The organism is Bacillus sp. JJ1533 (genome assembly GCF_036965045.1).
In the GTDB taxonomy this organism is placed as follows: Bacteria; Bacillota; Bacilli; order Bacillales; family Bacillaceae_L; genus Ferdinandcohnia.
In genome coordinates this window covers 24,873-49,886 of record NZ_JBALOV010000001.1, presented here as the reverse complement: position 1 = coordinate 49,886, position 25,014 = coordinate 24,873, and the positions used below count along the sequence as shown (strand labels likewise).

Sequence of the window (25,014 nt, the reverse complement as noted above, 5' to 3'; positions counted from 1 at the left end):
TATCGTTTTGGATTTTTATAATAACGGTGGTGGGGCAGATAGCATTCGCGATCCTTACTCCTCTAACCATTTGCCTTCGACATGTTTGCGGTTCATGTCTTTTTTTATTTTGCGGTATTCTTTGCTTTTGAATATGATGTCAAAGTCGTATTCAGGTGGGTAGAGGTCCTTAGCCGCAATTTTCAGTTCCATTCTTTTAAAATTAATTGTTCTTTTTTCTCCTTTGATTTGTACAATGTAGTCACCATGATCGTTTGGTCCTTTGTAAACAATACCGGTTTCGCCTGTTGCAAGGAGGAGGACATTATCTCCTTGGTTGTAGAGTGTTACCTTAGATACAGGCTGTTCTAGTTTCTTTTTTCCTATATGACTTCGAGCATATTTATTCACAATAACCTGTTTTTGATAAGATGGTAATTGTAACGTTTCTTGAGTTATGTTTTGATGATAATCCTTATGCTCTAGATATGCTTTTTGATGTGCGCGTTCGAGCAGTGAAGGGTGCATTCCTAGCTTTGCGGCTATATCGAAAGCTTGGCTTTGTCCGCTTTTTCCAAGTAATAGTCTATAGGTTGGTTGTAATGTATGGATATCAAACTCCATGGAACCATTCAAAAACCCTTCCGTTTCATCAGCAAATTTCTTCATTTCACTATAATGGGTAGTCGCAAATAAAGTAGCCCCTTTTTCATATAGCTGCTCTAAAATGACGATGGCCAGGGCCATTCCTTCTCTTGGGTCAGTACCTGAACCGAGTTCATCAATTAATACAAGTGACGTATCGTTTGTCGCTTGTAAAATTTCGATAATATTGACCATGCGGGAACTAAACGTGCTTAAGTTTTGCTCGATGCTTTGACCATCTCCAATATCGACAAAGATATGTTGGAAGATCGCAAGTTCACTTCCCTTTTTGGCTGGAATAGGGAGGCCGGATTGGGCCATCAATGTTAACAGCCCCACCGTTTTTAATGTAACGGTTTTTCCGCCAGTGTTCGGACCAGTTATCACTAAAGCACGCTCCTTTTCACCAATCGGAATAGAAAGCGGGACGGCATTGCTTCCAAGCATTGGATGACGTGCTTCTTTAAGATCTATTCTGAACTCTTCATTGATCACAGGTATCTCTGCTTGAATCATTTGGCTGTACTTCGCTTTGGCAAAAAGAACATCATAATGATGCATGGTCTCAATGGCGACATGGATAACCTGTTCATATGAAAGAAATAGCTGAGTGAGTTCATATAAAATTCGCTCTACCTCTGTTTCTTCAGCGATTTTAATAAGCTCAATATCCTCCTGCAGCGAGCTTAATTCAATAGGCTCGATAAAGAGGGTGGAGCCAGATGCCGAAGTATCTAATACTGAACCTTGAATCTTCTTTCTATATTCTTTTTTCACGGCTAACACATAACGACCAGACCGTTCAGTGACGTTTGTTTCTTGCAGGTACGGAGCAATTCTTCTACTTTTAACTAAAGACTGTGCTTTCTCCTTTAATTTTTCTTGTCCGGTGGCTAGCTGTCTTCGCAAATAGTTCAGGTCACTTGATGCATAATCATCCACTTGGCCATTTCGTAAACAACGGCTGATTTCTGCTTCAAGTTCTGATACATCACCGATTGATGAAGCGTACATGCTTACCGTTGGACCTGCATATTCCTTATCTTTCATAAATTGCTTAACTTTTTGGCAGTGGTCTAAGAATGAAACAATTTGTGTGAATTGGTCTACTTTTAGAGCCATGCCTTTTTTGGCTTGTGCAATGTAATGTCCAATTTGATCCAAAGAGTGTATAGGTATACTTCCGCTAATGGCAAGGATGTTCATCGCTTCTGAAATTTCATGTAAAGAATGCTCGATTTTCTTTTTATTTTGTGTTGGTCTTAACGAGAGAAGTGTTTCTTTTCCTCTGTTTGTTCTTGCGAATTGTGAGATATCATTCAAAATACGGTAAAACTCTAATGCTTCCATTGTTTGAGTGTTCAATGGTAAATCCTCCTTTTTATGTGTGAAAAAATCATTTCATGAGGACTTGTTCATGGCTGGATAGAAGTAAAAAGCCGCCATGAACAAAGCGCTCATGACGGCAGAAGATAGACCTGGGGCTTGATTTGTCTAGAATGGTTTTAAATACAAAAAAACCATGACAAACATGCCATAGCAAGATCTACTATTCGTAGCTATGATGCGTGTTCTTAACTTTCTAAAAGAAGCCATAGTGAAATAAACATAGCGATTGCTACGTTTTTGCTTCTTCCAGCTATCCAATTATGGATTAGTTAAGAACCACCAATAACATAAACTCATACTCCTTTAGTGAAGGAATTTTTTACTTCTACTTACTTTATATCCTATGTTTTTATCAGAAGTCAAGTGCAGATGAAATGGATGATGGCGAGACTAGGGGAATACGGAATTATACACGAGATAAATAACTACCTGCTTGAGCAAACTAATGTCTGAGGGAAGTGTGAAAATGAAAAGCATTTCCCAACAAGGAGGTGTATGAATTGGCTGATCAAAAACGAAATCGTGATAATGATATCACTGCAGGTGAGGCACTAGGAACGGGTGCAGGTGCTACTGCAGGTGCAATGGTGGGATCTGTGTTAGGTCCACTTGGTACAGTTGCGGGCGCTGTTGCTGGTGGAGCCTTAGGCAATAAGGCGGGCGAGGGTGCTGATGAGGCTGTAGATCAAGAGGAAAAGTAAAAGTGTAACCTATACTTAATGTAGAAATAGACTCCCGTATGGGGGTCTATTTTAATGGAGTTATACTTAAAATAGAAATTGTATTTAAAGCTGACTTTTGTTATTATTAAATCGATTATGAAGAAATGGAGGTTTTCCTTGTGACAGCTTCAATTAGATTACGATTCCCAGTTTCATCCGTTAATTGAATACGTATGAAAGCTCTGCCTACGTTCAGAGCAGCGGGATGGGTCTGTCTAATTTAAGGAAACCTATATTTGACGGTTATTTAAAAGAGGGGGCGAGGATTCCCTCTTTTTTGTTGTCTGAAAAAGTATGTATGATCAGATTGGTGCGAAGTGAAAGAATGCAGGTGAAGAGCATATTTGAAAAATATGAAAAGAAATGAGTTGTTCGTTCATGAAAACAGTTGAAAGCAATAGTAAGGAGAATTGGTTAAAGAATATCATTCTCTTTCTAAGTAGCCAGACGATTTCACTATTTGGGTCTTCTTTGGTTCAGTACGCCATCATGTGGCACATCACTTTAACAACTGAATCAGGTTTGATGATGACGTTATTTATTATTTGCGGATTTATTCCAACCTTTATTTTGTCACCAGTTGCAGGTGTTTGGGCGGATCGCTATAACCGAAAAATCTTGATTGTTTTAGCAGATGGACTTATCGCTATCTCAACCTTAATCCTAGCTATACTCTTTTTAATGGGTTATGATGCGATCTGGCTGTTATTTGTGATGGCAGCGGTTCGTGCCTTTGGAACGGGTATTCAAATGCCAGCTGTAGGTGCAATACTTCCGCAAATTGTACCTAAGGATAAATTGACAAAGGTGAACGGAACAAATGGAAGTATTCAGGCCATTATCATGTTCATATCACCGATGGTGAGTGCGGCATTATTAGGATTCACCTCGATTGAGATGATTTTCTTTATTGATGTCATTACGGCAGCAATTGCAATTTTCACTCTGCTTTTCTTCTTGAAAATTTCCGTGCATGAGAAGGCAGCAGAAAAACAAACAACAAGCTATTTTAGTGATTTTAAACAAGGATTACACTATGTGAATAACCATCAATTTCTAAAGACATTCTTCCTATTCTTTGCGGTATTCTTTGTCTTAATGGCACCAGCAGCATTTTTGACACCCCTGCAGGTTACACGCAGTTTTGGCGGAGATGAATGGCGCTTGGCAGCAATTGAAATTGCCTTCTCGATTGGCATGATGGTTGGTGGAGGAATAATTGCTTCCTGGGGTGGCTTCGAAAATAAAATAAAAACATTGGGATTCGCTAGTGTCATAATGGGTGCCTGCACATTAGCGCTAGGTATCGTTCCGAACTTTTGGGTTTACTTTGCCTTTATGGCTTTATTCGGAGTTGCCATGCCAATATTTAATACACCAGCAACCGTTTTGTTGCAGGAGAAAGTAGAAGAAGATTATTTAGGAAGAGTATTTGGTGTAATGGGGATGATTTCAACCTCAATGATGCCTCTTGGAATGCTCATCTTCGGTCCAATTGCAGATTACATCAAAATTGAATGGCTGCTAATTGGAACTGGAATATTTATTGTTATTCTCGCCATTTTCCTTGGCCGAAATAAAGTTTTACTTGAAGCGGGGAGACCAGCTTTGACAGAATCATAATAGAATAAAAAATTTAGGACAGACCTAGCTAAGGTTTGTCCTTTTTTTATGGAAATGAATCTGTCCCTCTTTCCGAAGTAAATAGTACATCAGTCTGATTTATTGTGAAAAATTTGTTTAGTTTATGAAGGTGAATTTTAATTGTTCAATTTAGTGTTAAAGATTGTCAAGATCCTGTAAATCTGCTTTTTTTGAGCATTAAATGTGGTTAAATGGTTTTGTAATTTGAAAGGAGGTTTGGCATGAGTCGGGTTGAGTTGGCTGACATCTCGAAGTCATATGATAAGCAAAAAGATGTATTAAATGGAATCAATGTCTCAATTGAGGAAGGTGAATTTTTCGTACTTGTCGGTCCTTCTGGTTCAGGGAAGAGTACATTGCTTCGTATGATAGCAGGACTTGAAGAAATTTCAGGGGGAATCTTAAAGATTAATAATGAAGTTGTGAACCATCTCCCACCCAAAAATCGGGATCTATCGATGGTCTTTCAAAATTACGCATTATACCCGCATTTAACGGTTGAGCAAAATATCTTGTTTGGTTTAAAAGCAAGGAAAGTGAATAAACAAGAACAACAAAAAAGGCTTAAAGAAGCAGCTGAAATGTTGGGGTTAAGCGGATTATTGAAGCGAAAGCCAAGGGAGCTTTCCGGAGGTCAACGACAACGGGTCGCACTTGGACGCTCGGTTGTAAGTCACGCCCCTTTATGTTTAATGGATGAGCCACTATCCAATTTGGATGCAAAGCTTCGTGCTAATATGCGTGTTCAAATTCGTCGATTGCAAAAACGTCTGGGGCTCACAATGATCTATGTTACTCATGACCAAGTCGAAGCAATGACGATGGGTGACCGAATCATGGTGCTAAATGAAGGTAAAATCCAACAAGTAGGTAAACCGATTACCTTATATAATGAACCGGAAAATTTATTCGTTGCATCTTTTATTGGTTCACCAAAAATGAATCTGGGGAAGGCTGTATTTTCAGAAGATGGTACAAGGTTGATTATAGAAAATCAAATACATATATCAGTAGATCCAATGACAGTTAAGGATGTACCAAGAAATTCGAACTTAGTTGTTGGAATTCGACCAGAGCATTTGTTTTCGGGTTTCGAAGAAGAAGAACATCTTACATATTTAGAAGCCGTAAATATTGAACAACTAGGAAATGAAACATCGATTGCTTTTGATGTGGGTTCTGAATTATGGACGGCTAAATGGCCAGGACAATGGAATATCCATTTTGGACAAAATGTTCCTGTACAAATTAAGCCTCAATACTTATTATTCTTTGATGGAGAGACGGGCAAATTACTTAAATCTGCTGACCTTGGGAAGAAACAAGAGGTTGTAGCGATATGAGTATGATCAGTCCAATCATTGAAAATAAAGAATCCTTTACTGTTCAAATTGAGAAAGCAAAAAAGCAAAAACGAATGTCTAGTTTGCTTAAAGGGATTTTATTTTTATTGCCATCGATTGTTTTGTTCAGCGTTTTTGTGTTTTACCCCTTGTTTAAGACTATGTATTTAAGTTTCTTTTTAACAGACGCAAAGGGAGCAACAACTGTATTTGTCGGTTTGGAAAACTATTTATTTATGTTTTCAGATCCGATTTTTCTAAAAAGCTTTAAAAATACCTTTTTGTTTGTAATCTATACTGTACCTGTTACGGTTGTTATCAGCTTGTTTCTAGCCGTCATTTCCAATGAAAAACTGAAGGGAATTGGTTTTTTTAGAACCATTTTCACCTCAACTATGGGTGTATCGGTTGCAGCCGCATCCGTATTTTGGCTGTACTTATTCAACCCAACAATGGGGTTATTAAACCAAATCCTTAACGTTTTTGGGGCAGAGTCGATAGGCTGGCTTACGGATCCGAAAAGGGCAATGATTGCAATTGCGATTACTACGATTTGGATGAATATCGGGTTTACATTCTTAATTTTGTTAGGTGGTTTACAGTCTATAGACACCTCTTTATATGAGAGTGCTGAAATTGAGGGTTCAGGTTACTTTTATAAGTTTAGAAGAATTACGGTTCCTATGCTTTCACCGACCTTATTTTTTGTGATTACGGTATCGATTATCAATTCGTTCCAAACATTTGGCCAAATCGATATTTTAACCCAAGGTGGACCAGCGAATGAAACGAATTTAATCGTATATTCTATTTATCGTGAGGCCTTTGTGAATTACCAGTTTGGTTCTGCTAGTGCCCAGGCAATCGTGTTATTCATTCTTATTTTAGTAATGACTGCACTGCAATTTAAGCTGGGTGAGAGGAGGGTCCACTATCAATGATGATGCCATTTGGAAGAAAAGTAATCTTCTATCTATTATTGATCGTATCGGCTATTTTAGTTGCCGGACCGGCGGTAATGGCGATTGTCATGAGCTTCATGACGAACCAAGATATTCTAACGGCCAGTTTACCGACTACACTAACTGCAGATAATTATGTTGCAGCTTTTGAACGATTTCCTTTAATTCAGTATTTGATTAATAGTTTTGTAGTGTCGATTGCGATCATGCTTGGACAATTGGCATTATCCAGTCTAGCGGCGTATGCTTTTGTATTTTTAGAGTTTAAGGGAAGAGATGTTTTGTTCTATTTATTTATTGCTACAATGATGGTTCCTTTTGAGGCGTCTATTATTCCAAACTTTCATATTGTCCGTGATTTAGGCTGGCTTGATAGCTATGCTGGACTAACGATTCCATTTTTTGCAACAACCTTTGGAACATTTTTATTACGACAGAATTTTAAACAAATTCCTAAAGAATTAAGGGAAGCAAGTCAGATTGTTGGAATTGGTGATTTTAAGTTTTATTTAACAGTCGTTTTGCCTGTAACTAAGACGAGCTTAGTTACACTAGGGATTTATGGATTTTTAACATCGTGGAATATGTATCTATGGCCGCTTTTGGCGACCACCAATGATACGGTCCGTACAGTACAAATCGGCTTAAAGCAATTGCAAACACAGGAACAATTGAATGATTGGGGCGTCATCATGGCAGGTGCCGTTATCGTGATCATCCCAACATTAATATTGCTTTTCCTAGGACAAAAGAAGCTACAAACAGGTTTAACAGAGGGAGCTGTAAAATAACAGATTCCTCGAAAAATATCAATAAAATGAGTGTTCAAAAAGGAGGGTAAAAAGGACCAAGAATTTCAAGGCGGCGCAGCTTTGAGTACCGGAGCGTATGCAGTTAATACGTGAGGAACGGAGAAGCAAGCCAACGCAGAAATTCGATGTGTCATTTTCAGCCGACTGTTTGAACAACCTCTAAAAAAGGAGCTATTTTGATGAAAAAAATCATGATGACCCTTGCCTTAGGTTTCGTTTTACTCCTAGCCGCTTGTGCAGGAGGCGAATCCACTGCTGGGGAAGGTGAGCAAAACACTGGCTCAGGAAATGGTTCAGATTCTGAAGAAAAAAGTGAAAAACAGACTGTTACATTCTGGCACTCCATGGGTGGAGCGGGCCAAGAAGCATTGAATGGAATTGTAGAAGACTTCAATCATTCACAAGAAGAGATTCAAGTAAATGCTGAATATCAAGGTACCTATGATGAATCATTAACCAAATTTAATGCTGTTGCTGGGACAGATAGTGCACCTACAATGATTCAAACCTTCGAAATCGGAACGATGTCCATGATTAATAGTGGAAATATCAAACCAATTCAGGAATTAGTAGATGCTGATGGTTACGATATGAGTGGTTTAGAAGAAAACATTATTAATTACTACTCATTAGATGGAAAGTTTTATTCGATGCCGTTTAACTCGTCTACACCAGTTATGTATTATAACAAGGATGCATTTACAGCAGCTGGTTTAGACCCAGAAACACCACCAGCAACATATGAAGAAGTGGAAACAGCTGGTAAAGCAATCGTTGAATCCAATCCGGAAATGAAAGGCTTCGCTTTACAAGCATATGGTTGGTTGTGGGAGCAATTATTAGCAAACCAAGGTGCATTACTGCTAAACAATGACAATGGACGTTCAGACACGGCTACTGAAATTGGCTGGACAGAAGAAGAAGGAAAGTCCATTTTTGAATGGGTTAAGCGAATGGTAGATGATAAGACATTTGCGAATTATGGGACAAATGGAGATAACATGGTTGCTGGATTCTTAGCGGGCGATGTCGCTATGTTCTTACAATCTTCAGCAAGTGCAAGAGATGTTATCGATAATGCTCCATTTGAAGTAGGGATTGCATTCCTTCCACACCCTGAAAATAAGGAACGTGAAGGTGTCGTAATTGGTGGAGCAAGTCTTTGGATGATTGATGGAAAACCAGAAGCAGAAACAAATGCTGCATGGGAATTTATGAAATATTTACAGACTCCAGAAGTTCAAGCTAAATGGCATGTTGGTACAGGCTACTTCGCCATCAATCCAGATGCATACGAGGAACAATCGGTAATAGATGCGCATGCTGAAAAACCACAATTACGTGTAACAGTTGAACAATTACAAGCAACTAAATCATCATTTGCTACACAAGGTGCGTTAATGGATATGCTTCCACAAGGAAGAAAAGTAATGGAAACAGCACTTGAATCAGTTTACAACGGTGGCTCTGTAGATGAGGCCTATAATACGTCAGTGGAACAATTCAACAAGGCAATTGAACAAGCAAACAAAGCAAGAGCGAAGTAATGGTTAGGGACACGGTAACAAGTACCGTGTCCCGCCCATTTTTACAATAAAATCCCACGAAAAGTTAGATACCCCGCTTTTTTTCGTTTCAGTTTATTGAATTAAAATTGCAAGGAAGGGATGGTTTTCGATGACAAAAATTTACGGGCACCGCGGAGCAAAGGGGATTTATCCGGAAAATACGTTACTTGGTTTTAAAAAGGCTATTGATCAAGGTGTTGACGGTTTAGAATTAGACGTCCATTTGACAAAGGATGGGGAAGTTGTTGTGATTCATGATGAAACCCTTGATCGAACAACAAATGGAACAGGGTGGATTAAAGACTTGACCTTAGCTGAAATCAAAAAATGTAGCGCTGGGAAACGGTTTACTCACTTTGACAAATACGAAGATGCTTGGGATAAGGAACAGGTCCCAACATTAGAAGAGGTCCTCATTTTATTGGCTCCGTCTGCTGTCGAACTTAATATCGAACTAAAAACCTATGCCATACCTTACGAAGGAATTGAGGAGAAGATTCTAAAAATCGTTGAACAATATGGAAAGAATAGGAGTATCATTTATTCTTCGTTCCATTTGCCATCAATTTTGCGAATGAAGCAGCTCGATTCCAATGCGAAAATAGCCTGGTTGCTAAATGATGTGATTTCCCTTCCTTACGATTATATTCAAGCCTTAGATTTAGAGGCTTTACATTTAAACAAAACGATTCTTTTACCAAAGAACGAAATATTCCAACAACTGCTACAATTCAACAAACAATTTCCAATGTACCTTCCAATGGAAATAATCAATTACCTCAACAAGAAGGCAATTGAGGACAATGATGAGAGTTTGCAAGGTCTTTACAATAAAGTAAGAGTTTGGACTGTCAATGAGCCAAATGAAATTGAAAGTTTACTAAGATTGCAGGTTGATGCGATTATCACTGATTTTCCTGATAGGGCAATACGGATAAGAAATGAACAGTTGAACTTAGTATAATGCTGAAAAACTATAAACATAGGGACCTTGAATTGCGGTGAATTCAGGGTCTTTTATTTTGTTCATTTTCCTTTTTGTTTGGTTGGATATTATCGGTGAAATGAAAAGATAGAATTTCCATTTTTGTGAATTATGTGTTATATTTAAAAAATATTTTTAAATAACTGTACTGTTACCAGCACGAGGTAGCCGATGCAGCAAAGTTTATCCAAATATTTCAGAAAAGGGGTAATAATTGAATAATTAAATCGGAATTTGAAATCATCTACGGTTATCTAATAAAAAAATCTTTAAAAGTAATTCAAACAAATAGTACATAAGAGAGAAGGACTGATTACCATATGAAAAAACCTCTAAGAGATAGCATTATAATTGGACTTGCGCTTTTTGCAACATTCTTTGGTGCAGGGAATTTAATTTTTCCACCATTTTTAGGGTTACAGTCCGGTGCAGATTGGTTTAGCGGCAGCATCGGATTCATTATTTCAGGGGTCATTTTCCCTATAGTAGCGATTTATATTATCGGTTATGCAGGTGGTACCGTAGATCAATTGACTAAAAAAGTACATCCTAAATTTTCACAATGGATACTGCTAGGCATTATGTTATTTTCAAGCTTTATCGCCATTCCAAGAACAGGAGCTGTTACTCATGAATTAGGTATTCAGGCAGTTTTCCCATCGATTCCGGCAGCACCTATTGTCATCATTTTCTTTGCGTTAACTTTTTATTTTGTAAATGACAGGAACAATGTTATCGATAAATTGGGAGCTTTTTTAACACCTGCATTGGTTGTCATTTTAATTGCCATCATCATAAATGGAATCATAAAGCCGGTTGGACAACCAGTGGACACAGATATTTCAAGTAGTTTTGTTAATGCCTTTCTCGGCGGATATCAAACAGGAGACTTATTAGTAAGTTTTATGGTTGCAAGTGTGTTTATTTCACATATTGTTGGCAAAGGATATCGGTCTGAAAAGGAAAGAAATAAAATGACCGCTTATGCTGGGCTCATCGCCCTTACCTTTTTAGTTATCATCTATTCGGGGCTTTTATATTTAGGGGCTTCAGGCAGTGGGATGTATCCTCAAAACATAGATAGGGCCGAACTATTATTAGGGATTGTAGAATCGATATTAGGTAATGGCGGGCTTTACGGTTTAGGGATCGTGGTAGCATTAGCGTGTTTGACTACTGCGATTGGCTTGACTACAGCTGTTGCTCAATTTTTTGATAGTTTAACAAATGGAAAGCTGAGTTATAAAACAACTGCGGCCATCGTCTGCGTCCTTGGCATTGCCATTGCATTATTAGGTGTAGATCGAATCGTATTTATCGCAACACCGCTTTATGAGGCAATCTACCCGATTTGTATCGTAGTCATATTGGTTGGGATCTTCCACAGGCACTTACCAAACACTGCCTCCTTTCAAGGTGCCGTGTTATTAACAGTGATTATTAGCGTAACTGAAGCTTTGACATCAGCCGTAAATATACCATTTTTATCTCGTATAATTGGGATGATTCCATTGAGCAGTAATGGGTTCGCATGGTTAATTCCAGCAATAATTGGTTTCGTCGGCGGCGCAGTGATTGGAAGATTTAAAGAAAAGGAGAAAGCAAAAGAGCATTCGGTTGCTAATTAAGTAGCTTTCTCGTTAAATAAAGGTTTCTGAACATAAAACACACTTCCCTCTTTCTAAAGAGATAAGCGAAGTGTGTTTTATGTTTTATGACTACTAATAATGTCAAGAATTTTCATGGTCTCTATAATCAATTAGGGGTCTAGACTGTCAATGAACCAACTGATATTGAAAGATTACTAATTTTACAAGTCGAAGCGATTATAACGGATTTTCCGGATAGGGCGATACGGATTAGTATAAAGGGGTGGGACGCGGGGACAGGTACCGTGTCCCACCATTTTTTTGAAAGTTGTACAGATTCTTTAAAATACAAAAGCTTAACCTCTCCCTTAAGAAATTAAGCTTTGTATTAGATATGTTCTTATTTAACTTTGTATTCGTTATTGCCATTCTTTGCGGGGTGTGTTTTGCCAAGCTTCCCGTGCTTTACTTGGATTTCATTAACAGAAACAGTGCCGCTTACTTCGTTACCTACTAAAACAAGTGGATTTCCAGTAGGACTTTCATTATGTGCGATAAATTCTAGTCCTTCAGGTGATACATCACCAGCTATCGCTTGTGAAAAGTCTCTAGTATTATTATAGTTTGCAAACTGTGGATTCTGAGGGTCGGTAATGTTATATGTCATTACTCCACCAATTCTTTCAAGTCCTACAAATGCATATACTTGATTACCAATCATCCCAACTTTCACATCTTCAGGCTCAGGTCCCTTTTTTGTACTACGCTTTTCAAATGCATCATCGTCATTAGACCAGTTAAATACATCTGGGAAACGGCTTGAAGTGATCGTTTCGAAATCACTTCCACTATCGTAAACGAGTTCCATTGTATCAGCCTTCCAAATAGAGAAAGAGCGCCCTCCCAACGTATAAATGGCATCATTTCCACGATCTGTTAGCACTTCAAGCTTATCAAAATCCGTTGAATTTTTCATACTTTCGAATGTTGCTTGTGCTTCCTCTGCTGTCATTCCTTTAAACAGACTTGTGTCAAGTGTAATTTTATCTTTTTCATCTTTAAAATCTGCAACATTAATAAAATCCGAGTCATCCTCAGGCCACTCTGTCGCATCTCCTTCATTTGCAGTAACAAGATAATCGACACCACGGATGGTTACATGTGCAATCCCATCGGGCATATAAGCTCCCAAAATTGGTAGTCTTTCAAATTCTATCTCACCATTTCTTGCTGCATCCAATTCATTACCTGCGATGGAGTGGTCTTTATAACCTAGAGATTTAACAGATAAAACTTTGGCTTTTTGAATATCAATTGTAGCAATCGCATTATTCTCTTGTAGAGTTACATATGCCTTTTTACCATCTTTTGAGACCGCAATGTATTCAGGTTCAAAATCTTTACTAGCATCTGCTTTTGTACCATTGTTGCGAATATGTACATCATCATCAATCACACTTGCATCATTGAAGGTAAGGTGTGTCGCTTTTCCAGATGTGGTTTCAACTATTGTAACTGATCCCTCAGGGTCCTCCCCTCGAAGACCATTACGTGGTTCCCCTTCGTTCGCTGATAAAATGTACTTTCCATTAGTTGTAATTTTAACCATGTCAGGTTGAACACCTGCATCAAACGTTTTTTGAATTTCACCATTAGGATTCATGACAACAATTTTTCCGTTTTTTGTATAATCCGCATCTTGTACCGCTGCAACAATTAAATCTTGTGAGTTATTTATATCAATGCTTGTTAAGTCTCCATAAGTAAAAGTATCGGAGTTCACAGCGTCTGCAATATTAATAGACTTTTCTTTTTGTAGTTTCTGCACTGTGTCCGTAGAGGTTAAACCTTTTAGACTCACAATATCAATTGTCTGTCCATGGCCATTAATCACGTAAAACTTTTGGTTAGCAGCATTATACTTAACTATTTCAGCAACACCGCCATCTTCATTGATTGAACCTATGCTATAGCCTGCAATCTTTTTAACCTCATCTTGATTTTGAATTTCCATTTTTGCATGTGCCTGATTACCAATAATTGAGCTTGCTGAACCTAGTAAAAAACCAGCTAAAAGTACTTTGCTGAACATTTTAAGCTTTTTATGACTCTGCATTTTATTGCCTCCACCTTTTATTTTCTATCCAAATACAAAATGGTACGATAGATATAGAAATCTTAACCTAGCAATATTTCAAGGGCATTTAATATTTGTAAAGAATAGTTGATTCTTTGTTAAAAGATTGTAAGGGTGAAAGGTGGGAAAATGAATATGCTATTATCATTTTATTTTTTTGGAGTTAATCTAACATTAAATGAAAATATTATGCTAGGGGGAGAGAGATAAATGAACGAATTACATGTATTTAGTGAACTACATAAATTTCTAAGTGGATTGGGTCGAATGGAATTCACCTTGGCCCCAAAAAGTTTAACACTAGGATAGAAACCAATCCTTTTTTGGGGGAAAATGCCGAAGTTTGCCACACTGTATGGAGAAAAACGATACAGCTGTTTAATCCTCCATGTCGATCCAGGTAATAAGGAATCATTAAAAGGGAAAGAGATTCAGAAAGGAATTCAAAAACTATTGGATTTTGAAATTGAAAAAATGAGAAGTTTTGCATTAAAAAAACATGAAATTTATGTTCCGTTTGAAGTAATAAATACGAAAGAAAAACTTGAACTTGTAAAAGGTTTTGTTCGAGAACAGTATGAGGTTTTTTTAAGTAACCTCAAGTAATAGAACTAGAAGTATACACATGGATAATAATATTAAAATATGGATGAGCTTGGGCGAATACTTCTTAATCTATAAATTATTTATTATTGTGGTCTCGAATTATAAGATTCGGGGCCTTTTTTATATTCAAAGCGCAAAGGGTTAAGAATTAATTACAAGTTTTTCTTTTATTAAAGCAGGTTAACAATTCGATTAAGAGTTGTAAATTCTAGATAAATCGACAAATTTCAAGAGATTCCTCGTCTATAATGACTAGAGTCAGAGGATAAGGTCAAATGATGATGATGGAGGAATTTAAATGTTGGTCATTTTAAGCTATCTAATCACTTATTTCTTAAGTTCCATTTGTATAATTTGGCTGATAAATAAAGTTTTCAATCAGTTAAGCTACACAATCTCTAGAATCAAAGAAGAATAAAAATATAGGTTGATAGAATAAAAGAAAGTCGAAAAGAACTGTTTGGATAATACTTTACTGACAACATAATATACTCAGTCATAAACTTATTCATGATTTATAGCTTTTTTCTAAATTGAGGTGATAAAAATGGGGAATCTTTTAAGAAACGCTGTTCAATTAAAAAAGAAAGAACTAATTATCAGGCTAATTAATCTAGGAATTTATAAGAAAAATGATAAGCATCTTTATGAATTAACTTTAAGTGAACTTGAACAAGAGTATAAACTATATGGCCACGAATAACTTTGTGACAATATAAAGAAAAGATCAAACTTAAAAAAACTCTGTAAGCATGGTTATTAATATAGGCCTACCGGGACATTGTAATAAAAACAACCCTACATAGTGCACTTTAATGTCTGCTAAATAGGGTTGTTTAACGTGCTATTGTTCATGTAAGCCGTAAGATAATGTTGTTGATAAAAACCGAACCTTACATGTTAGTCAACATTTACACATCATCCTCTCGCTCCGTGACTACCTTTTCGTGACCACATCGGTTACATATAAAATAGGTTGCAATATATCCCCAACCATCAGGTTTCTGATTGATTTCTTCAAAATCATGTCCTTTTAATTTACAATTGATTTTCGCTAAAATATCCATCATTCCTCCTTCAATAAAAGTGTTTTATTGTATCTTATGCTTTAGTGCATGGAATCTTTGAATTAAGTTTCTACTACAATCATTACAAAGAATTTACTGGTCTTTACTTGTTCTAATTTGTCCCCACAGTAACCATGACTAAATAACTAAAAATTACCTCTTTTGAAAATTTTTGAATAAAGTGATTGACAGAAAAACGTTTTGAGTGTAATTTAGTATCAACAAACAACAACTTCATAACCAGTTAGTTCTTATCAAGAGAGGTGGAGGGACTGGCCCGACGATGCCTCGGCAACAGACATTTTGTACTGTGCCAATTCCAGCAAGCGTGAAGCTTGAAAGATAAGAAGAGTGTATTGAACTATTTACGTACGCCCTCTTCTTGTCTAGAAGAGGGTTTTTTATGTTGCTCCAAGAATTTATTGCCGCACTGGTCAACCAATGGCAATGAAATAATACACATTTTACAACGAGGGGGAGTTACGTGGCGAAGCTTGATGAATCAAAGGTGAAACATATTTTATCAACATTGGAAAAGCTGGATTTTGGATCTATTGTAATTACCGTCCATGATGGGGAAATTACTCAAATTGATGCGACAGAAAAGAAGCGTTTTTCATTACAAAAATCCACTTCAACTCAAAAATTATCAAAAAATACTAAATAATTGCCGATTAGACGACTAAAGGCATCTTTATTTTCAAAGCGTCCATTTATGACGTTTTGTATAAAGATGCCTTTTTGATTTGCAAAAAAAGAAAGGATGATCAAAATGAGCGAAATCGTAATTTTATCGGGAAGCCCTTCAGAAAATTCTCGAACAGATTTAGTTCTGCAATATGCTGGCAAGAAACTTAAGCAGGAAGGATTTTCTGTTACACATGTGTCCGTAAGAGATATTCCATCTGATGACATATTTAATCTGAAGTTTGATAGTCCAGCCCTTAAGGACCTAACTTCATTCATTCAAAGTGCAGATGGAGTGATTGTAGGATCACCTGTTTATAAGGCAGCGTATACAGGAGTTCTGAAGGCGGTATTGGATTTGCTTCCCCAGGATGTATTAGCGAGAAAAACCGTTTTGCCAATCATGACAGGTGGGAGCCCAGCTCATTTACTTGCGATTGACTTCAGCCTCAAACCTTTATTGGCAGCATTAAAGGGGCAAAGCCTCCAAGGAGTTTACTTCCAGGATTGCCAAATCGATAAAACACAAGTCGTCAACCCGATAATCGACGTGAATGTTTTAGAAAGATTGAAAAAGGAGCTTTATTACTTTGTTGAAGCAGTAAACCAGAAAAAGAACTTTGTTTTATAACATTCATTAAAAAGGAGCTAATTACAATGACAAAGAAAAGAATTTATTTAAATGCATTTGATATGAACTGTGTTGGCCATCAGTCTCCAGGTTTGTGGACCCATCCAGAGGATCAATCCTATCGCTATAAAGATAGCGAATATTGGATTGAACTGGCGAAGATTTTAGAAAAGGGGAGATTCGATGCTATTTTCCTAGCAGATGTACTGGGTCCGTATGATGTATACCAAGGCTCTCGAGATGCGGCTATCCGTCAAGGTACACAAACACCTGTTAACGACCCATCCCTAATCGTTCCTTTAATGTCTGCTGTGACAAAGCACTTAGGCTTTGGAGTCACTGCATCTGTCACACATGAGCATCCTTATACATTTGCTCGGAGGATGTCTACGCTAGATCATATAACGAAGGGGCGTGTAGGCTGGAATATTGTCACTTCATATTTAAAGAGTGCAGCTGTTAATATGGGGTTGGAAGACCAAATTAAACATGATGAACGCTACGATATCGCTGAAGAGTATTTAGAGGTTTGCTATAAATTATGGGAAGGTAGCTGGGAGGATGATGCTGTTTTACTAGACAAAGAGAATCGAATTTTCGCAGACCCAAGTAAGGTTCATGATATCAACCATGAAGGAAAGTATTATAAAGTTCCGGGTGCACATTTATGCGAGCCATCCCCACAAAGAACACCGGTACTCTATCAAGCAGGAACCTCTTCAAAGGGGCGTGCTTTCGCGGGTAAAAATGCAGAATTAGTCTTTATTGGGGCACCGACTAAAAATGCCGCAAAGCATTCTGTAAAAAAACTGCGTGAAGAAGCCATAAAAGCTGGTAGAGCACCAGAGGAAATAAAAATCCTGGCTTGTATCACTCCGATTGTTGGCCGGACTGAAGAAGAAGCATATGAAAAGTTCAATGATTATCAAAAACATGTAAGTTATGAAGGAGCGCTAGCGCTTTTGGGTGGTTGGACAGGAATTGACTTTTCGGAATATGGTCCGAATGAAAATCTTAAGTTTGTAAAAAATGACGCGATTCAGTCAACCGTAGAAAACTTTACGAGAATTGATTCTGATAAAAATTGGACGGTCGAAGAAATTAAAAAGTATACCGGAATTGGTGGATTAGGTCCCGTCACGGTTGGAAGCCCGGAACAGGTTGCAGATGATTTAGAGAGTTGGGTGGCAGAAACCGGAGTAGATGGATTTAACATTGCGTATGCGATTACGCCTGGTACGTTTATTGATTTTGTAGAGCTTGTTGTTCCGGTATTACAAGAAAGAGGTCTTGTACGAAAAGAGTATGAAGGTGACACATTAAGGGATAGCCTATTTGGTCAAGGAAGCCAGCTTCCTGCTCATCATCCTGGTAAGCAATATTCAAAAACTGCCGTCTTAACCGTAAATTAAAATAGTACGAAATATATTTTGTTAAGCCTTCGTAGTTTACGGAGGCTTTTTCTAATTGTCTCTTAATAGAAGGAATTTAGAATCTAAAAGGTGAATATAGTGTGTAAAAGCAAAATCTTGGGGGGATGATGATGAGTTTGATTGATGGAAAATATATTGAAGTTGATTCAGGGGTCGAATTATTTGTTCAAGATGTAGGGGAAGGAGAACCCCTTGTTTTCATTCCCGGTTTTACATTCACTACTGAGGTTTTTTCAAAGCAAATTGAATATTTTTCAAAAACGAACAGGGTTATCGTAATTGATCCAAGGAGTCACGGGAGATCAACGATATCTCTTCATGGAAATGATTATGTTACACACGGTTCGGATTTAGCTTCCATTCTCCATCAATTGAATGTGAAAAATGCAACACTTGTAGGCTGGTCGTTTGGTTGTTTTACAGTTTGGGAGTATGTGAAGCAAAAAGGCTTTGATCAGATTAAATCTTTAATTTTTGTGGATATGCCGCCTAAATCTTTATCAGTCAATGATGATTGGGTGGAAGGACCATTAGACGATATTGCAGCAATCTATAATAGCTATTTACGTAATTCAGCAGGACATCGGGAGTTCATAACAAGCTATATCACACAAGTCATGGTACAAAGAGAGCTTGAGAAAGAAGAGCTAACCTGGCTGGTCGAACAATCACTAAAAACACCCTATTACATTGCAGGAAATTTGTTTGCATCAGGTATGTTTTCTGATTATCGAGAGCAAGCAAAACAGGCAAGTAAAGCAGTTCCTACCTTAACAATTGTCGCAGAGCACTGGGCGGATATTGCTAAAAACTATACAAACCAATTAACACCTGAATCCCAAGTGAAGGTTCTTGGAGGACATATGATGTTTTGGGAGCATGATGAAAAGTTCAATGAAATGGTCAAAGAGTTTCTAAATAAAAATTAAGAATTTAAGATGGATTTATAGGGCTGTCAAATAGTGTTATCCAACACTATTTTGACAACCCTTTTTCATTTCGTGATAAAGTATTGTCTGCTTTTGATTATTCAATCCTATCCTCTTTTTCTATGGAAATTTCATAGAAGCATACAAAGTAGGTAAAGGTAAGAACAGCATAGGCAATAAACACTTTGAGGTGATTGGATGGATCCGTATGTAGAGGTCAGAAATGTTTCGAAAATCTTTGGCAAATCTCCTAAAACAGCCATTGATTTATTGAAGCAAGGTAAATCAAAGAAAGAAATCCTGAAAGCTACAGGGCAAACAGTCGGTGTGAATAATGTCAATTTCAAAATTTACCCCGGTGAGATCTTTGTGATTATGGGTTTATCTGGAAGTGGCAAATCTACATTAATCCGAATGTTTAACAGGCTGATTGATCCGACGGTTGGAGAGATTTTGATAAAAAACGAAGATATTGTGAAGATGAATGCTGCCCGGCTCAGAGAAATTAGGCAAAAGCGAATCAGTATGGTCTTTCAAAATTTCGCTTTATTTCCGCATCGTACCATATTAGCAAATACGGAGTTCGGTCTTGAAATCAAAAAGGTCTCACCTGATGAACGCAGGGAAAAAGCAATGAAAGCTCTCGAGGCCGTCGGGTTAAAAGGGTACGAGCACCAGCTTCCATCACAATTAAGTGGCGGAATGCAGCAAAGGGTAGGTCTCGCACGGGCTCTTGCAAGCGATACCGATATTATCCTGATGGATGAGGCATTCAGTGCACTCGATCCACTTATTCGAAAAGATATGCAGGATGAATTAATTCAAATTCAAGAACAGTACAAGAAAACGATTATTTTTATTACTCATGATTTAGATGAAGCTTTACGAATCGGTGATCGAATTGCCCTCATGAAGGACGGTAGTGTGATTCAGCTTGGAACACCTGAAGAAATTATGATGAAACCTGCGAATAAATTTGTTGAGAAGTTTGTGGAGGATGTTGACTTATCAAAAGTACTCACGGCCTCACATGTCATGAAAAGAGGAGAAAAAATCGGTATTGACCGAGGACCAAGGGTTGCCTTAGAAATAATGCGCAAGCAAGGGTACTCTAGCATATTCATCGTTGATCGGAAGCAAAAGCTATTGGGAGCATTGACCGCTGAACAAGCTAAACAGGCTATCGATCAAAATCAACCCATTTCTGAAGTCATGACAACAGACATTCCAACAGTTTCACAGGATACACTAATTACCGATTTAATGGATGTGATGGCGACATCAAGCCTACCAATATCTGTTATAGATGAAGAACATCGATTAAAAGGAATAGTGATTCGCGGAGCTGTTGTTGGAGCGTTAGCAGGAAATAAAGATTCGTTGAACGACCTGGAGAGTGAGGGATGAAATGAATATGCCGAAAATTCCATTAGGGGAATGGGTGGACTCTCTTGTCCAATGGGTAACTGTAGCGTTTTCCGGCTTCTTTACATTTTTAACAAATACGATTGATGGTTTATTGAACACTTTAGTTGATGTATTAAGCGTAGGGCCTTCGATTGTCTTAATCATCATCCTCGCACTATTAGTAACCTATACTAGCAGGTGGCCGTTAGGGATTTTTACCATAGTCAGTCTGCTTTTAATAGATAATCTGGGTTACTGGGAATCAAGTATTCAAACATTGGCGATTGTTATCTTATCTGGATTAATTACGATAGTCATCGGAATTCCAATTGGGATATGGTGCGCCCAGCGAAAAACAATCCAAAACATTGTCACACCTATTTTAGACTTTATGCAGACAATGCCTGCTTTTGTGTATTTAATTCCGTCCATATTATTTTTTGGGATTGGCGTTGTGCCGGGGATTATCGCCTCGATCATATTTGCGATTGCACCAACCATCCGTATGACCAATCTTGGGATTCAAGAGGTGCCAGGGGATCTTATTGAGGCAGCGGATGCTTTTGGATCGACTAGAAGTCAGAAATTGTTCAAAGTTCAATTACCGTTGGCGACTCCAACAATTATGGCTGGAATTAACCAAAGTATAATGCTTGCTCTATCAATGGTCGTAACAGCTTCATTAGTTGGAGCGCCAGGACTTGGAGCAGATGTTTATCGAGCAGTAAGTCAAATTGATGTAGGAAAAGGTTTTGAAGCAGGTTTATCAATTGTCTTTATAGCAATCATACTCGATCGGATTACACAAAACTTACGTAATCCAGCATATAAGCATATGTTAAAACCAAGACTAGCTTTTTCGATATTAGCTGTTCTAGTAGTAGGCACGGCAATTGTGTTAGCCTTTCAAAAGGGTGAGACAATCACTCCGGAAAATGCCAACAGCATTGGGGGAAGAACGGAGTATGAAATTATCGGGATAGAGCCTGGTGCAGGCATTATGCAGCAAGCTAGTGATGCACTGGAAGCTTATGGATTAGACCAATGGACCCTTGTGGAAGGATCTTCAGCAGCTATGGTAGCGGAGTTAAAGAAATCCTATAATGCAAAAAAACCGATTATTGTGACAGGCTGGTCACCGCACTGGATGTTCGCTTCTTTTAAGTTGAAATATCTGGACGATCCACAAGGCTCCTTTGGGGGTACTGAAGATATCCATACACTTGTTAGAAAAGGTCTTGAGGAGGATGCACCTGGGGCTTATACAATTCTTGACCAATTCTCATGGGAACCAAATGACATGGAAGCGGTAATGGTTGATGTAACAGATGGTATGAATGCGAGTGAAGCAGCAGAAAAATGGATTGAGGCCAATCCTGATAAGGTGTCGGAGTGGACGAAAGGTGTCCAATCGGGAAATGGAGAAAGTATCAATCTTGTCTTTGTTGCCTGGGATACGGAGATAGCGAGTACAAATGTAATTGGAAAGGTTCTTGAGCAAAATGGCTATGATGTAACCTTAACCCAGGTAGAAGTTGGACCAATGTTTGCGGGTGTTGCCAACGGCAGCTCCGATGCAATGGTTGGTGCGTGGCTTCCAAGCACCCATATTGAATACTATAATACGTATAAAAACGATCTAATTGATCTTGGAAAAAATCTTCACGGAACAAAGAATGGCTTAGTAGTACCGGAATACGTCGACATTAATTCCATTGAAGATTTGAAATAAATGGATCAGAGGTGGTCATGATACCATTATTGGGAGAAAAGGGACAATACTTAAGGCTATGAAGTTTTATATTAATCATGATCGTTAAATAAAAAATGAGCCAATAGATCATGTTCTATTGGCTCATTCCTATTTTTATTCAGCATTGACGAGAATTTTTATATGATTTCTTTCTTTAAGTAAACTTTCGAACCCTTCAGTAATGACTTCATCAAGTGTAATTCGTTTTGTTACCAGTTTTTCAGCAGGGAAATAACCTTCAGCCATTAAACGAATAACAGCTGGGAATACATCTCGATATCCGATAATACCTGTTACCGTCCGTTCTTTCATTACGATATTTTGTGGGTGAATCGTAGCCTCGGTTTCAAAAATGCTGACAATCATGGTTTCACCATTGAATTTTGTAGAGTTTATGGCTTGTACCAAAACAGGTGGAACCCCTGTTACTTCGTATGCAACGTCTACTCCGCCATTAGTAAGCTGTTGAATTTGCTCTACTACATCACCATTACTTGGATTAATTCCAATTGCCCCTAGTTCTTCAGCCTTTTGTCTTCGTTGCTCTGAAAGCTCTATTGCATAGATTTCGGTTGCACCAGCAGCCTTGAGGGCTTCGATCACTAAAAGACCGATTGGACCGGTGCCAAATACTGCGGCTTTATCACCAACTTGGAGCTTGCTTTGTTTCACTGCATGAAGTGCAACTGCAGCTGGTTCAACAAGTGCTCCTTGTTCATAAGATACTGTTTCAGGAAGCTTATGTAACATATGCTCAGGTACAGAAGCGAATTCTGAAAATCCTCCACCGCCTCCAGAAAGGCCATAAAACCCCATTTTATCGCAAAGATTATATTTACCTTGTTTACAAGCTTCACATTCCCCGCAAGAAAAGATAGGTTCAACGGCAACACGGTCACCAATCTGTACCTTCGATACGCCTTCACCAATTTCAACAACTTGACCTGAAAACTCGTGACCCAATACAATTGGTGCCTTATCGCCTGTGATTGGATGTGGGGTTTCAGATGGAATAAAAATAGGGCCTACTGTATATTCGTGTAAATCACTTCCACAAATTCCACACCACTCTACTTTAAGTTTGACCTCCCCTTTTTTCGCCTTAGGTTCATCGATGTTCTCTAATCGTAAATCTTTTGCCTTGTGCCATCTAAGTGCTTTCATGATCCTCAACCTTTCAATATAGAATAGTAGATTCTCAATACAATATCAGTATAACAATAGATTCTCTAAAAAAATGAGTTTAATAGCAAGAATTTGTGAACTTTTTCACATACTTTTTAATTACCCAACGAAAACTCAGTCTAAAGCAAATAAAACTACCCTCGTATTTCCTGAAAAGAGGGTAGTTTTTACAGCAAGGAACTTCACTTTACTTTAATTGATCCCACGAAGCATCGAAGACTTTTCACCATAGTAATTGTCCAACTAAGTTAGGGTTCTTTTATATGGTAGTTATTACACCCAGTTCATTGCTCGTCTAATTCTTTTACCGTTTCGCCTTCAATCAATACTGGTTGGTAAAGGGTTTCGTTGGGCAAATCCTTTTTTCCTTGAAGTTTCTTAATGACCCAATCCGCCGCATCGCGTCCCATTTGCTCTTGTGGGTGTGTTAATGTGGTTAGTTTGATATTAGCATTTTTCGCAATATAGGAGTTGTCCTGCCCAATTATTGATAATTTGTCTGGTATGGAAATATCAAGTTGTCTGCATACATTTGCGACTTCCAACCCTACTTCGTCGTTATAGCAAACAATTGCAGTCAATACGTCTCTATTTTTTATTAGAAATTCTTTCAAATTAATGGATAAGTCATGCTTGGTCTCCGTGTTGTAGGAAAGCACTTGATCTGGTTGAAAACGTAACTTTGCTTCACCAAGCGCTTTAATGTATCCCTTCATTCGAAACTTACCTTGTAAATCGTCTGTTTTAGAAATAAGTCCAATTTGTGTGTGGCCTTTTGAAATTAATTCTTTTGTTGCTGTATAGCTAGATTGTACGTCATCTAAACGAAGGAAAGGCACCTCCAGTTCTTCATAATAAGCATTGATCATGATGAGGGGTACATCTTGTTCCTTAAAAGAGAGGTAATATGCGATATTAGGATTATAAAGATTGCTTTTGGTAGGTTCAACGATTAATCCATCCACGCCATAGGATAGCATCATTTCCAAAGCTTTCTTTTCTTGTTCAACATCATTATTCGTACTAGCTAAAAGTAATGAATAATCATCCTCATTTAATCTTCCTTCGGTTCCGCGAATAATGGAGGGGAAAATATAATCGGAAATGTAGGTTGTGATTACACCAATTGTTTTCTTAGTTGAACTTCCACCGGATTTTGACCGATATTGGTTACTAACATAAGTACCTGAACCCTTTTCACTTCTTAAATAACCATCATTAGAAAGTTCTAAAATTGCCTTTCGAACTGTATGACGGCTAACATTGTACGTCTCCTGCAAAGTAAATTCAGTTGGGATTTGCTCACCAACAGCATAATCACCCGAAAGGATTTTACTTTTTATATCTTCGATGATGACCTGATATTTTGGTTTCATTAATCTCTCTACTTTCATAATTGTTCATGTTCAAATTTTTCCATTTAAATAAGTTGTATGGACATATTTTATCATGTTTCGAATTTGAATAAAAGTTTTTGTTCTAATATCAAGGGAAAGCACTGAATAATTATACAAACTCCCCCTAATTTTTAGTGTAAATAA

At 37.8% G+C, this 25,014-nt stretch carries 21 protein-coding genes and 1 riboswitch; of the genes, 16 read left to right on the top strand and 5 right to left on the bottom strand.

Annotation, left to right across the window (positions count from 1 at the left end; genetic code table 11):
* Nucleotides 1–54: 54 nt before the first annotated feature.
* Nucleotides 55–1,989 carry an endonuclease MutS2 gene (locus V7138_RS00195; RefSeq protein WP_335393095.1) on the bottom strand — a complete coding sequence of 645 codons (1,935 nt, stop codon included), beginning with the start codon at nucleotides 1,987–1,989 and terminating at the stop codon, nucleotides 55–57.
* Between the two features lie 524 nt (nucleotides 1,990–2,513).
* Between V7138_RS00195 and V7138_RS00190 the strand changes: the two genes are divergently transcribed.
* From V7138_RS00190 to brnQ, 8 genes are all read left to right on the top strand, one after another.
* The gene (locus V7138_RS00190; protein ID WP_335393094.1) at nucleotides 2,514–2,714 is read left to right on the top strand and encodes a hypothetical protein; all 201 of its coding nucleotides are present in this window, start codon (nucleotides 2,514–2,516) and stop codon (nucleotides 2,712–2,714) included.
* 399 nt (nucleotides 2,715–3,113) lie between these two features.
* Nucleotides 3,114–4,358, top strand: a complete 1,245-nt coding sequence (locus V7138_RS00185; protein ID WP_335393093.1) for an MFS transporter — start codon at nucleotides 3,114–3,116, stop codon at nucleotides 4,356–4,358.
* A gap of 242 nt (nucleotides 4,359–4,600) precedes the next feature.
* Nucleotides 4,601–5,722 (top strand): ABC transporter ATP-binding protein, encoded by a 1,122-nt coding sequence (locus V7138_RS00180; protein WP_335393090.1) that lies wholly within the window; start codon nucleotides 4,601–4,603, stop codon nucleotides 5,720–5,722.
* 74 nt (nucleotides 5,723–5,796) lie between these two features.
* On the top strand, nucleotides 5,797–6,663 hold the full coding sequence (locus V7138_RS00175) for a carbohydrate ABC transporter permease (protein ID WP_438824295.1): 867 nt from the start codon (nucleotides 5,797–5,799) through the stop codon (nucleotides 6,661–6,663).
* A gap of 2 nt (nucleotides 6,664–6,665) precedes the next feature.
* Nucleotides 6,666–7,475, top strand: a complete 810-nt coding sequence (locus V7138_RS00170; protein WP_438824294.1) for a carbohydrate ABC transporter permease — start codon at nucleotides 6,666–6,668, stop codon at nucleotides 7,473–7,475.
* Between the two features lie 200 nt (nucleotides 7,476–7,675).
* A complete protein-coding gene (locus V7138_RS00165) occupies nucleotides 7,676–9,043 on the top strand; it encodes an ABC transporter substrate-binding protein (protein WP_335393086.1) in 1,368 nt (455 codons plus the stop codon).
* Nucleotides 9,044–9,173: 130 nt separating this feature from the next.
* Nucleotides 9,174–10,028: a glycerophosphodiester phosphodiesterase gene (locus tag V7138_RS00160; RefSeq protein ID WP_335393084.1), complete on the top strand. Its 855-nt coding sequence runs from the start codon at nucleotides 9,174–9,176 to the stop codon at nucleotides 10,026–10,028.
* A 341-nt stretch (nucleotides 10,029–10,369) separates the two neighbouring features.
* Nucleotides 10,370–11,677 (top strand): branched-chain amino acid transport system II carrier protein, encoded by a 1,308-nt coding sequence (brnQ, locus tag V7138_RS00155; RefSeq protein ID WP_335393081.1) that lies wholly within the window; start codon nucleotides 10,370–10,372, stop codon nucleotides 11,675–11,677.
* Nucleotides 11,678–12,038: 361 nt separating this feature from the next.
* Here brnQ and V7138_RS00150 read toward each other — a convergent pair whose 3' ends face one another.
* Nucleotides 12,039–13,754, bottom strand: a complete 1,716-nt coding sequence (locus V7138_RS00150; RefSeq protein ID WP_335393080.1) for a choice-of-anchor I family protein — start codon at nucleotides 13,752–13,754, stop codon at nucleotides 12,039–12,041.
* A 354-nt stretch (nucleotides 13,755–14,108) separates the two neighbouring features.
* On the opposite strand from V7138_RS00150, the gene V7138_RS00145 reads away from it, so the two are divergent.
* A complete protein-coding gene (locus V7138_RS00145; protein ID WP_335393079.1) occupies nucleotides 14,109–14,381 on the top strand; it encodes a hypothetical protein in 273 nt (90 codons plus the stop codon).
* 547 nt (nucleotides 14,382–14,928) lie between these two features.
* Nucleotides 14,929–15,084, top strand: a complete 156-nt coding sequence (locus V7138_RS00140; protein WP_335393078.1) for a Fur-regulated basic protein FbpA — start codon at nucleotides 14,929–14,931, stop codon at nucleotides 15,082–15,084.
* A gap of 208 nt (nucleotides 15,085–15,292) precedes the next feature.
* On the opposite strand, the gene V7138_RS00135 is transcribed toward V7138_RS00140, so the two are convergent.
* Nucleotides 15,293–15,448, bottom strand: coding sequence for a hypothetical protein (locus V7138_RS00135; RefSeq protein WP_335393076.1), 156 nt, complete (start codon nucleotides 15,446–15,448; stop codon nucleotides 15,293–15,295).
* Nucleotides 15,449–15,696: 248 nt separating this feature from the next.
* A riboswitch (SAM riboswitch) is annotated at nucleotides 15,697–15,797 on the top strand.
* 135 nt (nucleotides 15,798–15,932) lie between these two features.
* On the opposite strand from V7138_RS00135, the gene V7138_RS00130 reads away from it, so the two are divergent.
* The 6 genes from V7138_RS00130 (at nucleotide 15,933) to V7138_RS00105 (ending at nucleotide 22,267) form a co-directional block, all read left to right on the top strand.
* Nucleotides 15,933–16,115, top strand: a complete 183-nt coding sequence (locus tag V7138_RS00130) for a YezD family protein (protein ID WP_335393074.1) — start codon at nucleotides 15,933–15,935, stop codon at nucleotides 16,113–16,115.
* A 105-nt stretch (nucleotides 16,116–16,220) separates the two neighbouring features.
* A complete protein-coding gene (ssuE, locus tag V7138_RS00125) occupies nucleotides 16,221–16,766 on the top strand; it encodes an NADPH-dependent FMN reductase (RefSeq protein ID WP_335393071.1) in 546 nt (181 codons plus the stop codon).
* Between the two features lie 26 nt (nucleotides 16,767–16,792).
* Complete coding sequence (locus V7138_RS00120) at nucleotides 16,793–18,178, top strand: LLM class flavin-dependent oxidoreductase (RefSeq protein WP_335393069.1); 1,386 nt, start codon at nucleotides 16,793–16,795, stop codon at nucleotides 18,176–18,178.
* 131 nt (nucleotides 18,179–18,309) lie between these two features.
* Nucleotides 18,310–19,128, top strand: coding sequence for an alpha/beta fold hydrolase (locus V7138_RS00115; protein WP_335393067.1), 819 nt, complete (start codon nucleotides 18,310–18,312; stop codon nucleotides 19,126–19,128).
* Between the two features lie 198 nt (nucleotides 19,129–19,326).
* Nucleotides 19,327–20,535, top strand: a complete 1,209-nt coding sequence (locus V7138_RS00110) for a quaternary amine ABC transporter ATP-binding protein (RefSeq protein ID WP_335393065.1) — start codon at nucleotides 19,327–19,329, stop codon at nucleotides 20,533–20,535.
* Nucleotide 20,536: 1 nt separating this feature from the next.
* Nucleotides 20,537–22,267 carry a glycine betaine ABC transporter substrate-binding protein gene (locus V7138_RS00105; protein ID WP_335393064.1) on the top strand — a complete coding sequence of 577 codons (1,731 nt, stop codon included), beginning with the start codon at nucleotides 20,537–20,539 and terminating at the stop codon, nucleotides 22,265–22,267.
* Between the two features lie 135 nt (nucleotides 22,268–22,402).
* Here V7138_RS00105 and V7138_RS00100 read toward each other — a convergent pair whose 3' ends face one another.
* Complete coding sequence (locus V7138_RS00100) at nucleotides 22,403–23,452, bottom strand: 2,3-butanediol dehydrogenase (protein ID WP_335393062.1); 1,050 nt, start codon at nucleotides 23,450–23,452, stop codon at nucleotides 22,403–22,405.
* A 305-nt stretch (nucleotides 23,453–23,757) separates the two neighbouring features.
* On the bottom strand, nucleotides 23,758–24,849 hold the full coding sequence (locus V7138_RS00095) for a GntR family transcriptional regulator (protein WP_335393059.1): 1,092 nt from the start codon (nucleotides 24,847–24,849) through the stop codon (nucleotides 23,758–23,760).
* Nucleotides 24,850–25,014: the final 165 nt, after the last annotated feature.

What these genes read in the sequence shown, in the direction of transcription:
- V7138_RS00185 (WP_335393093.1), top strand. Translation starts at nt 3,114, where the DNA reads ATGAAAACAGTTGAAAGCAATAGTAAGGAGAATTGGTTAAAGAATATC.
- V7138_RS00180 (WP_335393090.1), top strand. Translation starts at nt 4,601, where the DNA reads ATGAGTCGGGTTGAGTTGGCTGACATCTCGAAGTCATATGATAAGCAA.
- V7138_RS00175 (WP_438824295.1), top strand. Translation starts at nt 5,797, where the DNA reads ATGTCTAGTTTGCTTAAAGGGATTTTATTTTTATTGCCATCGATTGTT.
- V7138_RS00170 (WP_438824294.1), top strand. Translation starts at nt 6,666, where the DNA reads ATGCCATTTGGAAGAAAAGTAATCTTCTATCTATTATTGATCGTATCG.
- V7138_RS00165 (WP_335393086.1), top strand. Translation starts at nt 7,676, where the DNA reads ATGAAAAAAATCATGATGACCCTTGCCTTAGGTTTCGTTTTACTCCTA.
- V7138_RS00160 (WP_335393084.1), top strand. Translation starts at nt 9,174, where the DNA reads ATGACAAAAATTTACGGGCACCGCGGAGCAAAGGGGATTTATCCGGAA.
- brnQ (WP_335393081.1), top strand. Translation starts at nt 10,370, where the DNA reads ATGAAAAAACCTCTAAGAGATAGCATTATAATTGGACTTGCGCTTTTT.
- V7138_RS00150 (WP_335393080.1), bottom strand. Translation starts at nt 13,754, where the DNA reads ATGCAGAGTCATAAAAAGCTTAAAATGTTCAGCAAAGTACTTTTAGCT.
- V7138_RS00145 (WP_335393079.1), top strand. Translation starts at nt 14,109, where the DNA reads ATGCCGAAGTTTGCCACACTGTATGGAGAAAAACGATACAGCTGTTTA.
- V7138_RS00140 (WP_335393078.1), top strand. Translation starts at nt 14,929, where the DNA reads ATGGGGAATCTTTTAAGAAACGCTGTTCAATTAAAAAAGAAAGAACTA.
- V7138_RS00135 (WP_335393076.1), bottom strand. Translation starts at nt 15,448, where the DNA reads ATGGATATTTTAGCGAAAATCAATTGTAAATTAAAAGGACATGATTTT.
- ssuE (WP_335393071.1), top strand. Translation starts at nt 16,221, where the DNA reads ATGAGCGAAATCGTAATTTTATCGGGAAGCCCTTCAGAAAATTCTCGA.
- V7138_RS00120 (WP_335393069.1), top strand. Translation starts at nt 16,793, where the DNA reads ATGACAAAGAAAAGAATTTATTTAAATGCATTTGATATGAACTGTGTT.
- V7138_RS00115 (WP_335393067.1), top strand. Translation starts at nt 18,310, where the DNA reads ATGAGTTTGATTGATGGAAAATATATTGAAGTTGATTCAGGGGTCGAA.
- V7138_RS00110 (WP_335393065.1), top strand. Translation starts at nt 19,327, where the DNA reads ATGGATCCGTATGTAGAGGTCAGAAATGTTTCGAAAATCTTTGGCAAA.
- V7138_RS00105 (WP_335393064.1), top strand. Translation starts at nt 20,537, where the DNA reads ATGAATATGCCGAAAATTCCATTAGGGGAATGGGTGGACTCTCTTGTC.
- V7138_RS00100 (WP_335393062.1), bottom strand. Translation starts at nt 23,452, where the DNA reads ATGAAAGCACTTAGATGGCACAAGGCAAAAGATTTACGATTAGAGAAC.
- V7138_RS00095 (WP_335393059.1), bottom strand. Translation starts at nt 24,849, where the DNA reads ATGAAACCAAAATATCAGGTCATCATCGAAGATATAAAAAGTAAAATC.